The sequence below is a fragment of the Actinomyces sp. 432 genome (assembly GCF_009930875.1).
GTDB lineage: Bacteria > Actinomycetota > Actinomycetes > Actinomycetales > Actinomycetaceae > Actinomyces.
The window spans coordinates 1,732,628-1,748,377 of the sequence record NZ_CP025249.1 but is presented as its reverse complement, the minus strand read 5'-3'; the positions used below and the strand labels follow the sequence as shown (position 1 = coordinate 1,748,377).

The following is a 15,750-nucleotide window of genomic DNA, read 5'->3' as shown; positions in this document are numbered from 1 at the left end:
TCAGTGCCTCGCTTCCGGTGCTGTGGCCGCAGGGACCGGAGCGTCGTCCGCGCCGGTGTCGATGACGAGCTCGGCTCCCTGGGAGGCGGCGACTGCCGCCAGCACCGCGCTGGCCTTGTGCACGGTCTCGGCCGCCTCGGCGGCGGGAACCGAGTCCGCTACCACGCCCGCCCCGGCCTGCACCAGCGCGGTGCCCTCGCGTACGAAGGCGGAGCGGATGACGATGCAGGTGTCCAGCTCGCCGTCGCCCCGGAAGTAGCCGACCGAGCCGCCGTAGCTGCCCCGCCGTACCCCCTCGGCGTCCCGGATCAGCTCGGCCGCCCGCAGCTTGGGGGCGCCGGTGAGTGTGCCCATGGTCATGGAGGCGCGGAAGGCGTCCAGTGCGTCCAGGTCCGGGGCCAGCTGCCCGGACACCTCCGAGACCAGGTGCATGACCCGGCTGTAGCGGTCCACGCGCAGGAGGTCCTCGACTCTGCGGGTGCCGGGGACAGACACCCGGGCGACGTCGTTGCGGGCCAGGTCCACCAGCATCACGTGCTCGGCTACCTCCTTGGCGTCAGTGCGCAGCTCCAGCTCCAGGCGCGTATCCAGCTCGTGGTTGACGGCGCCGTCGGGAGCCAGGCCCCGCGGGCGGGTGCCGGCGATCGGCCGAATGGCGACCTGCCCGGTCTTGGCCGAGTGCAGCAGCGCAGACTCCGGGGAGGCCCCCAGCAGCTCGAAGTCCGGGGCGCCGACGTAGAACATGTACGGGCTCGGGTTGGACTGCCGCAGCGCATGGTAGGCGGCCAGCGCATCCGGGCAGGGCAGGGTGAAGCCGCGGGCCGGCACCACCTGGTAGACATCCCCGGCGGCGATGGACTCCTTCATGGTCTCCACCGCGGCGGCGTAGTCGGAGTCGGACTGGGTGGGTACGGCGTGCAAGGGCGGACGCTGCTCGGCAGCGGCGGCCCGCCCCGCGGGCGTGGGGTCCGCGGCGTCGGCGGCGGGCACCTGATCCGCGAAGGCGTCTGCCGCGGCGGCCAGCGCATCCAGGCGGGCGGCCAGGTCGGCGGCGTCCACCGAGGCACCAACCAGTGTCGCGGTGCGGGTGGGGTGGTCGATCACCAGGATGATGCGGGCGTCGTAGAAGAGGTAGTCGGGGCAGGTGTTCGCGCCCATCGCCACCTCGGGCAGCGCCTCGAAGGTGGCCAGATAGTCGAAGGCGAATACACCCGCCTCCAGCGGCAGGTGCGGGTGGTCCACAGCGGTCGCCGCCAGCACGCGCAGCGGCTCGATGGTAGAGGTGGCCTTGAGCCGTTCACGTTCCTCCACCGCGTCGGGGGCGGCAGGGAAGGCCAGGGTGAGGGCAGCGCCGGTGTCGGCGGTGACATACGCGGGGAGGGCGGCGCGCAGCCGGTCCAGGGCGGCGGTGCCGTCGGCGCTTGCCTGGGGGAGTGCCTCGGCGACGACGGTGTGGCCCTGGCAGGTCAGGCGGGAGGATGCCTCCAGGACGGCGATCGTGGTGCGGGAGACCTTGGTGGCAATATCGACCGATTCCAGCAGGACGGCGTCGAGGGGGCGTGGGTTCTCGGAGACGTCCACTGTGGTGGAGATCAGACTCCGGCGCGCCAGGTGCTCCAGCAGGGTGCCGCCATCGTGCTGGTAGCGCACCGACCGCGTCAGCACGGCGGGTGGGGGAAGTGTCATGGGGTACCTTCCTGTAGGTGCCACCGGTGGGATCCGCCCCGTATGCGAAGAGCCCGCCTGGTGGCGAGCTCTTGTAATCCGGCGCCTACTATGCGGCGCGAGTGGCTCGCCCACTGGGGAGCCACCACCACTGGCTGGTGCGGAACGCGGTCATAGGTGAACAGTAGAGCGTCGTGCTGAGCCCGCCAAATCGGTGACGCGTGGTGAGACGGGCCGGGGCGGTGGCGGCACGGGCGAGCACCATGATCATGGGGGATCACGGGACAGGATATGCGGCCCGGTGAGCAGATTGTGCGCAGCCCGCCCCTGCGAGTGACGGGTGTCATAAAGTAGTGCATGCCAATGATGGCCCGGGCGGCGCCGTGCTCGCGCCGCCCAAACGACCCCGCCCACCTGTTCCTAACGGCTCATAGGAGAGCAACGTGCTCGAACTCATCATCGACTTCCTGACGCCGATCCTTGGCGGCATGGGAGTCTCGTCTGCCGACGTCGAAACATACGTGCACAACTGTGCGGGCTACATCTACGCCCTCGTCGCGATCATTGTTGTGGCCGTCGCCGTGGCGATTGGCGCCCACTGGTTCGCCAGGCGGGGCGACCGGCACCTGTGGCGCTGGGGAGCTGGACTGGCCACGGTCCTGTCCGTGGTCCTCATCGGCAACCTGGTGGTATTTGGTCCGCTCCACTCGACCGTATCCATCCTCGTGAACGGTCAGGGCAGTGTCTCGCAGGCCTCGCGTGACGCCTCTGAGGAGGTCATTGGACGCGTCGGTGACGAGGGCTTCGTGCTGGCCGAGAACGATGACAACCTGCTGCCACTACCCGCCGAGACGACCAGCCTCAACGTATTCGGCTGGGCCTCTACCATCCCGATCTACGGCGGCACCGGCTCCGGAGCGGCCGACATGTCAAGCGCCACCGGCGTCCTGGACTCCCTGCATGATGCTGGCTACACCACCAACGACACGTTGACCGAGATGTACACCGCCTACCGGGACACTCGTGAGTCCCTGGGCACCACCGGCACGATCGGCTTCACTGACTGGAGCCTGCCTGAGCCCACCGCAGACGCCTATACCGACGAGGTGCTCAGCGAGGCCAAGGAGTTCTCGGACACTGCCGTGGTTGTCCTGGCCCGTTCCGGCGGCGAGGGGCAGGATCTGCCCACCGACATGAAGGCGGTCATCGACGGCGACTATGCCGAGATGTCAAACACCGTGGCGGGAGGTAACTAACGAGCGCTACCGCTACTTTGACTCCGAGTACACCAATAACGGCGACTACGACGACTTTGAGTCCGGCGAGCACTACCTTCAGCTCTCGCGCACCGAGAAGGACATGCTGCAGATCGTCAACGATAACTTCCCCCAAGTGATCGTCCTGATCAACTCCAATAACACCATGGAGCTGGACTGGCTGGACGACTACCCCTCCATCAAGTCCGTGCTGCTCGCGCCTGGTACCGGGCAGAACGCCATGGGGGCGCTGGGGCGGATCCTGTCCGGCCAGGTCAACCCCTCCGGTCGCACCGTGGACATGTTCATCAACGACCTGACCTCCACGCCCGCCTACAACAACTTCGGCAACTTCACCTACACGGGCGTCGATGACCTGGTGGAGCAGTACACGGCAGCCGACCCCGGCTTCCAGGGCGTGCTCGGCCGCGTGAGCTACAACGAGGGTATCTACGTCGGCTACCGCTACTACGAGACCGCTTACGACGACGCCGTGGAGGGCTTCGACTACGACGCCGCCGTGCGCTACCCCTTCGGCTACGGGCTGTCATTCACCGACTTCAACCACGAGATCACCGCCTTTAACGCCGACGGGGACGAGGTACAGGTGACGGTCACCGTCACTAACAGCGGCGACGTGGCCGGCAAGGATGTCGTTCAGCTCTACTCCACGCCGCCGTACACCAACGGCGGGATCGAAAAGGCCTCCGTCAACCTGGTTGACTTCGCCAAGACCGACCTGCTGGAACCCGGTGCCACCCAGGCGGTCGACTTCGTGATCCCCAAGGAGGAGCTGGCCTCCTACGACTCCTCCGGCTTTAAGGCCGAGGGGGGCGGGTACGTGCTGGAGGCCGGCGAGTACGTCATCTCAGCGCGTTCTGACTCGCACACCGTGCTGGACTCGGAGACCTTCACGGTGGAGGCGGACATTGACTACTCCACCGATGGGCGTGCCTCTGACGGTGAGACGGCCACCAACCGCTTCGAGGACTACTCCGCGGGCGATGCCACCTACCTGTCCCGCGCGGACGGCTTCGCCAATTACGACGAGGCCACGGCCGCGCCGAGTGCCGAGAACCTGACCATGACCGAGGAGGAGAAGGCCTTCATCGACTCCTACTCGGTGGCCAATTACAACCCGGCCGACCACGAGGACCCGGACGCGGTTATGCCGACCACCGGCGCCAGCGGCGACCTGACCCTACGGGACATGACCGGCCTGGCCTATGACGACGAGCAGTGGGAGCGGCTGCTGGATCAGCTCACCGTGGAGGAGATGTCCGAGCTGGTTGCCGTCGGCGGATTCCAGACGGTGGCCATCGGCTCCATCGACAAGCGGGCTACCCTCGACTCAGATGGACCCGCCGGCCTGAACGACTGGGTCATCGGCGTCATGGGAACCCCCTACCCGGCCGAGGTGCTCATTGCCCAGACCTGGAACACTGAGCTCGCCTCTGAGGTTGGTGCAGGCATCGCCCAGGAGTTCGTCGATGCGCACATCTACGGCTGGTACGGCCCCGCCATGAACATGCACCGGACAGCCTTCGGCGGCCGCAACTTCGAGTACTACTCCGAGGACGGCGTGCTGGCCGGGAGGATCGCCTCGGCCACCTCGAACGCCTCTGCGGCTAAGGGCGTGTACCCCTACATCAAGCACTTCGCGATGAACGACCAGGAGATCAACCGCTGCACCTTCCTGCAGACCTTCGCCACCGAGCAGACGGTGCGGGAGATCTACCTGAAGCCCTTCGAGATCGTGGTGAAGAACCGGGCGGAGGGGCCCTACGCGGTGATGTCCGCCTTCAACTTCATCGGCAACCGGTACGCAGGAGCCAATGCAGATCTGCTCAACGGCGTCCTGCGCGACGAGTGGGGATTTGAGGGCATGGTGCTGACCGACTGGTACGGCTCCTATGGATACCAGATCACCATGGACTCGGTGCTAAACGGCAACGACATCATGCTGGGGATGGGTTCACAGGCGCGTTCCCAGATCGAGAATCCCGACTCGCCGACCATGGTGACGGCGTTGCGGCAGGCCTCGAAGAACGTGCTCTACACGGTGGCCAACTCCGGCAACTACACTGTGGAGACCGATGACGGCGGACTGGACCGGCTGACCACCAGGGCGATCCTCATCGACGTAGTGGCCTGCCTGGTCTGCGTCGGCGCGATGACGGCCGTCGTGCTGCGGTGGCGCTCAAAGCGGGCCAGGTCCCGGGCGGCTGACTAGTGAGCCGCTGAAGACGAGTCCAGGCGGGAGGCGGGGCCACCGTCAGGACAAGTGCTCGCGCACCTCGTCCATGTCCTTGTCACCGCGACCGGACAGATTCACCAGCAGCAGCGGGACGGCGTCGGGCTCGCCCGGCGCCGTCCGCTCGGCGTGGCCGCGGGCGATCTTCAGCGCCTGGGCGACGGCGTGCGCGGACTCCATGGCCGGGATGATGCCCTCGTGGCGGCTGAGCAGCCGGAAGGCCTCCAGCGCCTCGGCGTCGGTGACGGCCACGTACTCGGCGCGTCCGGCGTCAGCCAGGTAGGCGTGCTCCGGGCCCACCGACGGGTAGTCGAGCCCGGCGGAGACCGAGTGGGAGGGCAGGACCGTGCCGTCGTCGTCGAGCATGACGAAGGAGCGCATGCCGTGCAGCACTCCGGTGCGCCCGGCACTGATGGGGGCGCCGTGCTCGCCGGTGGCCAGGCCGCGCCCGGCCGGCTCCACGCCGATCAGCCGCACTGACGGGTCATCCAGGTAGGCGGCGAAGGCTCCGATCGCGTTGGAGCCGCCCCCAACAGCGGCGATCACCGCGTCGGGCAGGGTGCCGTAGCGCGCAAGCACCTGGCGGCGGGACTCGCTGGATATCACTTCCTGGAAGTGCCGCACGATAGTGGGGAAGGGGTGCGGCCCGGTGGCTGAGCCCATCAGGTAGAAGGTGTCCTCCAACCGGGTGCACCACTCGGAAAGGGCGGCGTCGATCGCATCCTTCAGGCCCGCCTGCCCGGCGGTTACCGGTACCACGGTGGCCCCCATCAGCTCCATGCGCTCCACATTGGGGCGCTGCCGCTCCACATCGTGCGCGCCCATGTAGATGGTGCACTCCATGCCCATCAGCGCCGCCACCATGGCGGTGGCGGTGCCGTGCTGGCCGGCGCCGGTCTCCGCGATCAGGCGGCGCTTGCCCATGCGCTTGGCCAGCAGCGCCTGGCCGAGCGCGTTGTTGCCCTTGTGCGCGCCACCGTGGGCGAGATCCTCCCGCTTGAGCACAATGCGGGCGCTCCCGGAAAGCGGTAGGTGCCGGCACTCGAAGATGGGCGTCTCCCGACCCAGGTAGTCGACCCGCAGGCCTGCTAGTTCCGTCTCGAAGGCGGGGTCGGCCACCGCCTCTACGAAGGCGGCCTCGAGCTCGTCAAGTGCGGGCAGCAGCTCCGCCGGCACCTCCTGGCCGCCGAAGCGCCCGAAGTAGGCGGGCAGGATCGTCTCGCGCGGAGTGTCTGCACCTGGCGGGGGAGGGGTGTAGCCGGGTGCGTCGGGCCGAGTGGCCCGGTGGGCACGCGGTTGGCGGTGGGTGCTGCCCCGGGCAGGGCTGCGTCTGGTCCGGCGGGGGTGCGCATGAGTGCCTCCTTGCTGTCTCCACCGCCCGACGGCGGTCGCGTTCGCGAGGCTAGAGGCGCTGTCGGCGGCGAGCAAAAGCGCACCTCGGCGTCTCGCATACCGGGACTGCGGCGGCGCAGGTACGAACTCAGCGGCGGTGACGCAGGTTACGCGCAGCAAGCGACAGATCACGCTTGACACTCCCGGGTGTGGCCTGCGGCTCATATGATGGTGGTGAACCCTGCGAGACCCTGCAAGGAGAGATCAATGAGGATCACCTATGGAAGGAGCCTGGCCGCCGTTGGCGTGGCTGTGGCTCTGGTATTGACGGGATGCACCTCCGGCGGTTCCACCGCCGATGCGACCGCGTCCTCGACCCTGGAGAACAACGGCAACACCTACATCACGCAAGAACTGGATGACGGACAGACCCTCTTCACCCGGGTCATCAACCCGAACGGCGGCCAGGCGCTGAGCTACTCGGCCGAAGGCGGCATGGCCATCGTTGAGCAGGTCGATGGCGAGTTCACTTACGCCTTCAAGGACCTCAACGGCAATGGAGAGCTTGACCCCGCCGAGGACTGGCGACTGGAGGGGAGCGAGCGGGCCGCCGACTACGCCACCGGCCTGTCCAAGGAGCAGATGGCTGGTCTGATGCTCTTCTCCGCTCATGAACGTGCGCCCGAGGACGGGCTGACGCCCGAGCAGCAGGAGTACCTGTCCGACTCCTACTTGCGGGCAGTGCTGAACGCGGGCGGCTCTGACGTGACCGCCAACGTGCAGTGGGTCAACCAGATGCAGGCCTACGTGGAGACCCTGGCCTCCGCGGATACCCCCTACATACCCGTCAACTTCTCCTCCGACCCGCGTTCGGACGCCTCGGGCGACGGGGCCTTCACCGACGTCGGGGAGATCTCCAGCTGGCCCGGGTCGCTGGGGCTAGCCGCCACCTTCGATCCCGACACGGTGCTCCAGTTCGGCCAGATGGCCTCCCAGGAGTACCGGAGCCTAGGCATCGGCACGGCTCTGTCCCCGCAGATCGACCTGGCCACGGAGCCCCGGTGGCTGCGCGTCTCGGGCACCTTCGGCGAGGACTCCGAGATGGCCGGCGCCATGGCCGCCAACTATGTAGCGGGTTTCCAGGGCACCTACGCAGAGGATGGTGGTGACGCCGGCTGGGGCACGGACTCGGTGGCCACCATGATCAAGCACTGGCCCGGCGACGGCGCCGGCGAGGGCGGGCGCGAGTCGCACACGAACGCGGGCAAGTACGAGGTCATGGTGGGCGGTAACTCGGCCGAGCACCGCTCGGTGTTCCAGCAGGCGCTGGACTCGGCCGCCGTGATGACGTCCTACTCGGTCACCCTGAACGCCGACGGCGAGCCCGAGTACTCCCAGCGGATGGGCTCGTCCTACGACGACGGCAAGCTCTCCGAACTGCGTGAGGCCAATTCCTACGAGGGCGTCGTCGTCACCGACTGGGGCGTCACCCGCGCCACCACCGATCCTGACGACCCGGTGATCGCCACCGGCTGGGGCGCGGAGGACCTGAGCGTGGAGGAGCGCCACTTCGAGATCATCAAGAACGGAACCGACATGTTCGGCGGCAACAACGACGCCGCCCCGGTACTGGCCGCCTACGACTTGTGGCAGGAGGCTTACGAGGCCGGGGAACTGGACGTGGACGCCCGCACCCGCTGGCAGCAGTCCGCTGCCCGTATCCTGACCATGTCCTTCAGCATCGGCGCCTTCGACGACCCCTTCCTGGACCTGGCCACATCCCAGGCTCAGGTGGGTTCTCAGGACAAGGTCGCCGCCGGCCAGGAGGCGCAGCTGAACTCGGTCGTCACCCTCAAGAACGACGGCGCCATCAACCTGGATCCGGAGGCGGACTTCTCCGACAAGACCGTGTACATTCCGCAGACCTACGACACGGGATTCAACAGTGCCTTCAGCGAGGCCGAGTACACGGAGGGGCCCTCCCTCGACGTGGAGGTTGCGGGCAAGTACTTCGGCACGGTCGTCACCGACGAGGTCGAATATGACGCCGAGGGTCGTGTCACCGGATATTCCGCCCCAGACTTGAGCGATGTGGACCTGGTGCTGGTGGGCATGCGCTCGCCGATTAACGGCACCAGCTTCTCCAAGGCGGGCTGGAACGAGGAGGCGGGCACCTGGTACCCGCTCTCGCTGCAGTACAGCACGTACACGGCCGACGGCGAGAATGTGCGCCGCACCTCCGTCTCCGGGGACGTACTCGCCGACGGCAGCCGGGAGAACCGCTCCTACTACGGGCCGAATCGGCGATCTCGAACGGCGCCGACCTGGACGCCTTCAACCGCGCCGCCGACGCGGTGGCCGCATCGGGCCGGGACATTCCCGTCGTCGTGGCGCTCAAGGCCACGAACCCGGTGGTTCCCGCGGAGTTCGAGGCGCGCGCAGACGCCATTGTGGTGGGCTTCGGCGTCGCGGACGAGGCGCTCATCCAGGTCGCCCTCGGTCTGCACGAGTCCAACGGGCGCCTGCCCATCCAGTTCCCCGCAGGCATGGATACCGTGGAGGCCAACCAGGAGGACGTCCCGAAGGACCTGACGCCCTACACGGACTCCGCTGGAAACACCTACGACTACGGCTTCGGCCTGCACCTGGACGGTTCGGCTATCAAGGACTGAGCAAACAGGGCCCCGGTGGTTATGCGGGCGGGTGCAGGCGGTTGTCCGCCTGCACCCGCCCGCAGTCCCGGCGTTAGCTCCAAAAAGTGGTGTTGACCGCGGCGACCCAGGCGTCATACTCCGGTCCGGTCCAGCCGGTGCCCTCCGGCGCGGTGGGGTTGCGGTGGAACGCCGTCGGATTGGCTGCCGGCCCCTGGAGCAGGACTTGCCGCAAGGGCTGGGCGCACTGGAAGTTGAGGGCGGACTGCACGCGATTCAGGCCCCGGCCGACTTCCCGCGGATCGCCCGGACGCTTGCCGGGGAAGCGCCCCTCAGCGGTGGACCGCAGCAGGTACAGGGCGAGGTTCGGTGCGGAGAACCAGTTCATATTCAGCTTCAGGTTCCGCCCGTGCTGATCGCGCACGACGGATGAGCTCTGGCCGGTGGCCGAGAACGAGGCGATCTCCTGGTGGGGGATCTGCACGGCGTGGCCACGCCAGTCGGTGCCGGCAATCAGTGTCGGGGCGTCGACGAGGCTGGCGTTGCGATACGTCGCCAGGCTGTAGCAGCAGTAGCCGACGCACAGGAGAGCCAGCGCAGCGATGATCCCAGCGGCCTTCAGGTCATCAACTACCGGCAGGGCTAGCAGGACGAGGAGAACGCCGCCACAGCCGAACATAATGACCAGGCCGATCAGGAGCCGGGCGTCGGGGCGCTGGACGGGGTACTCGTAGGTGGTTGTACCCGCGCCGGGGACGGGCTCGGTGATGCGGGCCCTGTCCGCACGCTCCCCGCCCCGCAGCAGGGGGATCGTGAGCACCGCCATGATGATGGCCAGCGCGTAGGTGGCGATGACGATGAGTATGTGTGGGGTCTCCATGAAGCCTCCCGCGTGGCTGCATGATCGTGTACCGGCAGCCGACAGGTTATGCACCCGAACCGACAGATCGAGCGGTCAAGACAGTATCGCTAACCGACATCGACCGAGAATAGATCTGCATGCCAATTGCCGGCGAGTTCCGGTCCCGTCGGCCCGATGCGAGGGCGGTTCGGGGCCCGCCCGCCAGTGAGCATCCCCATCCCCCTTGCGTCCCCGCGCAAGGAGCACAGAGAGGTGTCTGCGACAGTGTTGTCAATCAACTGGAACGACGTCTGGAACGTGGTGGTGAGCCTGCGACCGCAGCTCATCGCCATCGGCGTGGCGCTGCTGGCGGCGCTCATCATTACCATCGCCGCGCATCGGCTCAGCAAGCCGGCCCGGAAGCTGGTGCGCTCCACTACCTGGGTTGCCGCCGTGGTCGCCGTCGCGGTTGCCGTGACCGGCATGATGTACGGCGGCCTGAAGACCATCCTGGACCTGTCCTCCGGATCCGGCACGCTCACCGACCAGACCAAGGCGACCGTGGAGGAACTCGGTAACACGATTTCCGACGAGGGCATGGTCCTGCTGAAGAACGAGGGCGCAGCCCTCCCGCTCGAGGACGGCGCCGCCATCAACGTACTCGGCTGGGCCTCCACCAACCCCGTCTACGGCGGCACCGGCTCCGGCTCGCTGTCCCCTGACAACCCCACGACCTCCCTGCTGGACGGCCTGCACAACGCCGGCTTCGAGACCAACACGGAGCTGAGCGACTTCTACGCCGGCTACCGTGCCGAGCGGCCGGAGGTCGGCATGTTCGCAGCCGACTGGACGCTGCCCGAGCCCACCTCCGATGACTACACCGATGCCCTTGTCAGCTCCATCCAGGACTTCTCCGACACCTCGGTGGTGACCATCGCCCGGTCCGGTGGTGAGGGATTCGATCTGCCTCTGGACGTCAACGCGGAGGTGGCTGCTAACGGCGCCTTCTCCTACACGGACAACTCCGCTACTCAGACCGACTTCGCCGACGGCCAGGGCTACCTGGAACTCACGGCTCCCGAGCGCGACCTGATCCAGCTCGCCAAGGACAACTCCGAGACGGTGGTAGTCGTCTACAACGGTGCCAACGCCTTCGACCTGTCTGACCTGGCCGCCGACCCGGACATTGACGCCATCATCTGGGCGATCCCCGGAGGTCAGGTCGGCTTCAACGCCCTGGGCCGCATCCTCGACGGCGAGGTCAACCCCTCCGCCAAGACCCCCGACACCTTCGTCACGGACCTGAAGGCGTCTCCGGCCGCCAACAACTTCGGCGACTTCACCTACACCAACATGGAGGAGTACGGGCAGTCCTCGCCCTTCACCGAAGACACCACCTACCCCGGCTTCGTCAACTACGTGGAGGGCATCTACGTCGGCTACCGCTGGTATGAGACCGCCGCCGTCGAGGGTGTCATCGACTACGACGAGGCCGTCACCTACCCGTTCGGCTACGGTCTGTCCTACACGACCTTCAGCCAGGACATGGGTGAGCTCGCCCGCGACGCCGACGGCACGATCAGCCTTGACGTCAAGGTCACCAACACCGGGGACGTGGCCGGCAAGGACGTTGTGCAGGTCTACTACACCGCTCCCTACACCAACGGCGGCATTGAGAAGTCCGCCGTGAACCTGGTTGCCTACGGCAAGACCGGCCTGCTCGAGCCCGGCGCCTCCGAGACCGTCACGCTCACCTTCGCCGAGGATGACATGGCCTCCTACGACTACCAGGATGCCAAGGCCTACGTGCTGGAGGAGGGCGAGTACACGATCTCCGTGCGCTCGGACTCCCACACGGTGATCGCCGAGCAGACCCTCACGGTTGACGAGACCATCACCTACGACTCCGAGGACAACACCCACGCCGGAGACGTTGCGGTCGCGACGAACCAGTTCGACTCCGCCGCAGGCGACGTCACCTACCTCTCCCGGGCGGACTCCTTCGCCAACTACGAGGAGGCCACGGCCGCCCCGGCCAGCCTGGAGATGTCGGAGGAGCACCAGGCGGCCTTCATCGCCAACTCCAACTACGACTCCTCCGCCTTTGACGACGACGCCGACGAGATGCCCACCACCGGAGCCAAGAACGGTCTGGTCTTGGGCGACATGTACGGCCTGGACTACGACGACGCCAAGTGGGACCAGCTGCTGGACCAGCTGTCGGTCGCCGAGATGAACAGCCTGATCGCCAACGGCGGGTACGGCTCGGTGGCGGTGGACTCCGTGGGCAAGGTGCGCGTCTCGGACGTGGACGGACCCGCCTCGCTGAACAACAACTTCACCGGCGTGGGCTCCATCGGCCTGCCGTCGGCGGTTTCCGTCGCCGCCACCTGGAACCAGGAACTGGCGCACGAATTCGGCACTGCCATCGGCACCATGGCCCACGACATGGACGTGGCCGGCTGGTACGCCCCGGCCACTAACACCCACCGCTACGCCTACGCCGGACGCAACTTCGAGTACTTCTCCGAGGACCCGGTCCTGGCCGGCACGCAGGTGGCACAGGAGATCCAGGGCGCCAAGGAACTGGGCGTGTACGCCTTCATCAAGCACTTCGCCATGAATGACCAGGAGACCAACCGCACCAACATGCTGGCCACCTGGTCCAATGAGCAGGCGATTCGCGAGATCTACCTGAAGTCCTTCGAGATCGGCATCAAGGACGGCGGTGCCGGCGCGGTCATGACCGCCTTCAACTACATCGGCACCACCTACGCCGGCGCACTGCCCGAGCTGCAGCAGACCGTGCTGCGCGACGAATGGGGCTTCCGCGGCATGACGCTGACGGACTACTTCGCCGGCTACGGGTACCAGAATGCCGACCAGCTCACCCGTAACGGCGGTGACATGATGCTCGCCACCACCGACATCACCGTCAACTCGGTGCAGAACACCTCCGCGACCGGAGTGATCGCCATGCGGGAGGCATCGCACAACATCCTGTACACCGTGGCCAACTCCTGGATCTACGACAGCGGGCAGCCCGCGGTGGAGCGCGCCTCCTGGGAGTACGTGACCTGGGGCGTCCTGGCAGCCCTGGGTGCGTGCCTGCTCGCCCTGGAGATCATCGCCATCCGCCGCTACCGCAAGCGCCAGGCCGAGGCCTCCGCCGTCGTCGAGAGCACCGAGACGAAGTAGGCACTGGGCGTTTGACGCCCCGGTGGGCGGGGCGAGGAGAGCCTCCCCGCCCCGCCCACCGGCCGCCCTCCTGCGCTTTACACACCAGGACCCCGCCGCATCCCGACCAACCCTCAAGGGAAGGAACACGCTGTGACCGTCACCGCCTCCGACCTCACGCTCCTGGAGGCCGCCGCCCTGCTATCGGGCTCCTCCGAATGGGACTCGCGCCCCCTGCCCGAGCGCGGTATCCCGTCCTTCGTCCTGTCCGACGGGCCGCACGGGGTGCGCCGTCAGCTCGGCAGCGGCGACCACCTCGGTATAGCCGCCTCCGAGCCAGCCACCTGCTACCCGACGGCGGCTACCGTCGCCAACTCCTGGGACCCCGTCCTGGCTGAGCAGATGGGGCAGGCGCTGGGGCGGGAGGCGCTCGCCCTCGGGGTGGACGTGCTGCTGGGCCCGGGACTGAACATCAAGCGTTCCCCGCTGTGCGGACGCAACTTCGAGTACTACTCCGAGGACCCCATCCTCGCCGGGCGCATGGCCGCCGGCCTGGTCCGCGGCATCCAGTCTCAGGGCGTGGCGGCTACCCCGAAGCACTTTGCCGTCAACGGCCAGGAGCTGCGGCGCATGGCCTCCGACTCCGTGGTCGACGAGGCCACCATGCGGGAGATCTACCTGACCGCCTTCGAGATCGTGGTGCGCGAGGCGCATCCCCGCGCACTGATGAGCTCCTACAACCGGGTCAACGGCACCTACGCCAACGAGCACCCGCAGCTGCTCACCGAGATCCTGCGGCAGGAATGGGGCTTCACGGGGATGGTCGTCTCCGACTGGGGCGGCTCCAATGACGCCGCGGCGGCCGCCGCGGCCGGCTCCTCCCTGGAGATGCCCGCACCCGGTCTGCACTCCGCCCGCGAGGTCGTCACCGCTGTCAAGGAGGGGCGCATCAGCCGCGAGGCGGTCTACGCGCGCGCCGCCGAGGTCATCACGATGGCCGCTTCCGCGCCCTCGGCCCGCACGCCCGAGGCGGATCGCCCCGGTTTCGACGTCGACGCCCACCACGCGCTGGCGCGGAGAGTCGCCGAAGAGTCGATTGTGCTGCTGCGCAACCAGGACGACGTCCTGCCGTTGGCCCTCGGCACACGCGTCGCCGTCATCGGCGACATGGCAAAGACGCCCCGCTATCAGGGCTCCGGTTCCTCCCAGATCAACCCGACTCGGCTGGAGAGCACTCTGGAGGAGATCGCCGGCAACGGTCTGCAGCTGGTCGGCTACGCCCAGGGCTATGACCGCCAGGGCAAGCCCGACCAGGCCCTGCTCGACGAGGCGGTCGCCCTGGCCGGGCGAGCGGAGGTGGTACTGGCCTACATCGGGCTGGATGAGCTGTCCGAGTCCGAGGGCCTGGACCGCTCCCACATGCGCCTGCCGCAGGTGCAGACCCGGCTGCTGGAGGCCGTCGCCCGCGCCAACCCCAATGTGGTTGCCGTCCTCTCCGCCGGGTCCGCAGTGGAGACCGCCTGGGAGGAGCACACCAGGGCCGTGGTTCACACCAGCCTGTCTGGACAGGCAGGTGCCAGCGCTGCACTGCGGGTGCTCACCGGCGCGGTCAACCCCTCCGGCCGCCTGGCGGAGACCTACCCGGTGCGCTACGAGGACAACCCCACCTCCGCCTGGTTCCCGGCTACGGGGGAACTCGCCCTGTACCAGGACGGCCCCTACGTCGGCTACCGCTACTACACCACCACCAGCACGCCGGTGGCGCACCCCTTTGGCTTCGGCCTGTCGTACTCCAGCTTCGACTACTCCGGGCTGAGCCTGGACGAGGCTGGGGCACACCTGACGGTCACCAACACCTCCGCCACCGACGGCGCCGAAGTGGTGCAGATGTACGTCACGGCGCCCGCGGGCGTGTGGGGGCCAACCCGGGAGCTGAAGGGCTTCGTCAAGGTGTCCGTGCCTGCGGGGAAGTCGGTGGCCGTGACCGTCCCCTTCGACGACTACACCTTCCGCCGCTACTCGGTGACCGAAGGGCGTTGGATCCGCCCCGCGGGCACCTGGACGGTGCGGGTGGGGCGCAACGCCGAGGACCTTCCGCTCGAGGAGACCTGGGAGGTGGAGGGCGACCCGGTTGCCCCCGCCGACCCGGCTCTGGGGCACTATCTTGACGGCAGGGTCACGCAGGTCGGTGACAGTGAGTTCGCTGCGCTGCTGGGACGACCGGTGCCGCAGCCGGACACATCCGGACGCATCGGTCTTAACAGCCCCGTCTCCGACCTCGCCCACGGCCGCAGCCGCATCGGCAAGCTGGCGGTCAAGATCCTGGAACGTCAGAAGGCCAAGGCCGATGCCTCCGGCAAGCCCGACCTGAATATCCTGTTCATGCTCAACATGCCGCTGCGCGCCATGGGCAAGATGACCGGCGGCATGGTGTCTGCTGAAATGGTCGACGGCATCGTCGACTTCACCAATGGACGCGGGCTGCACGGCCTGCGCACCATCGTGGGCGGCTTCTTCCGCAACCGGCGCCAGGACAAGGCCACCCAGAAACGACTCGACGCGGCGCACTGAATC

At 67.6% G+C, this 15,750-nt stretch carries 7 protein-coding genes and 1 pseudogene; 5 read left to right on the top strand and 3 right to left on the bottom strand.

Annotated features, from left to right (window positions below):
- Positions 1-1,686 carry an anthranilate synthase component 1 gene (locus CWT12_RS07280; RefSeq protein WP_161924292.1) on the bottom strand — a complete coding sequence of 562 codons (1,686 nt, stop codon included), beginning with the start codon at positions 1,684-1,686 and terminating at the stop codon, positions 1-3.
- Between the two features lie 422 nt (positions 1,687-2,108).
- Here CWT12_RS07280 and CWT12_RS13435 point away from each other — a divergent pair, with 422 nt between their 5' ends.
- Both CWT12_RS13435 and CWT12_RS07275 read left to right on the top strand, forming a co-directional pair.
- Positions 2,109-2,921: a glycoside hydrolase family 3 C-terminal domain-containing protein gene (locus CWT12_RS13435; protein WP_202616168.1), complete on the top strand. Its 813-nt coding sequence runs from the start codon at positions 2,109-2,111 to the stop codon at positions 2,919-2,921.
- The gene (locus CWT12_RS07275; RefSeq protein WP_202616167.1) at positions 2,884-5,154 is read left to right on the top strand and encodes a glycoside hydrolase family 3 N-terminal domain-containing protein; all 2,271 of its coding nucleotides are present in this window, start codon (positions 2,884-2,886) and stop codon (positions 5,152-5,154) included. The genes CWT12_RS13435 and CWT12_RS07275 overlap by 38 nt, the downstream gene beginning before the upstream one ends.
- 48 nt (positions 5,155-5,202) lie before the next feature.
- Here the strand turns inward: CWT12_RS07275 and trpB are convergent.
- Positions 5,203-6,414, bottom strand: a pseudogene (trpB, locus tag CWT12_RS07270) (tryptophan synthase subunit beta); the annotation flags it as partial.
- Positions 6,415-6,774: 360 nt separating this feature from the next.
- Between trpB and CWT12_RS14685 the strand changes: the two are divergent.
- Positions 6,775-9,099, top strand: a complete 2,325-nt coding sequence (locus tag CWT12_RS14685; RefSeq protein ID WP_161924291.1) for a glycoside hydrolase family 3 protein — start codon at positions 6,775-6,777, stop codon at positions 9,097-9,099.
- A gap of 153 nt (positions 9,100-9,252) precedes the next feature.
- On the opposite strand, the gene CWT12_RS07255 is transcribed toward CWT12_RS14685, so the two are convergent.
- Complete coding sequence (locus CWT12_RS07255) at positions 9,253-10,038, bottom strand: hypothetical protein (protein WP_161924289.1); 786 nt, start codon at positions 10,036-10,038, stop codon at positions 9,253-9,255.
- A 234-nt stretch (positions 10,039-10,272) separates the two neighbouring features.
- Between CWT12_RS07255 and CWT12_RS07250 the strand changes: the two genes are divergently transcribed.
- Entirely contained in the window at positions 10,273-13,197 is a 2,925-nt protein-coding gene (locus CWT12_RS07250; RefSeq protein WP_237564074.1) for a glycoside hydrolase family 3 C-terminal domain-containing protein, read from the top strand.
- Between the two features lie 132 nt (positions 13,198-13,329).
- Entirely contained in the window at positions 13,330-15,747 is a 2,418-nt protein-coding gene (locus tag CWT12_RS07245; protein ID WP_161924288.1) for a glycoside hydrolase family 3 C-terminal domain-containing protein, read from the top strand.
- Positions 15,748-15,750 lie beyond the last annotated feature (3 nt).

What these genes read in the sequence shown, in the direction of transcription:
- CWT12_RS07255 (WP_161924289.1), bottom strand. Translation starts at nt 10,038, where the DNA reads ATGGAGACCCCACACATACTCATCGTCATCGCCACCTACGCGCTGGCC.
- CWT12_RS07280 (WP_161924292.1), bottom strand. Translation starts at nt 1,686, where the DNA reads ATGACACTTCCCCCACCCGCCGTGCTGACGCGGTCGGTGCGCTACCAG.
- CWT12_RS14685 (WP_161924291.1), top strand. Translation starts at nt 6,775, where the DNA reads ATGAGGATCACCTATGGAAGGAGCCTGGCCGCCGTTGGCGTGGCTGTG.
- CWT12_RS07275 (WP_202616167.1), top strand. Translation starts at nt 2,884, where the DNA reads ATGCCGAGATGTCAAACACCGTGGCGGGAGGTAACTAACGAGCGCTAC.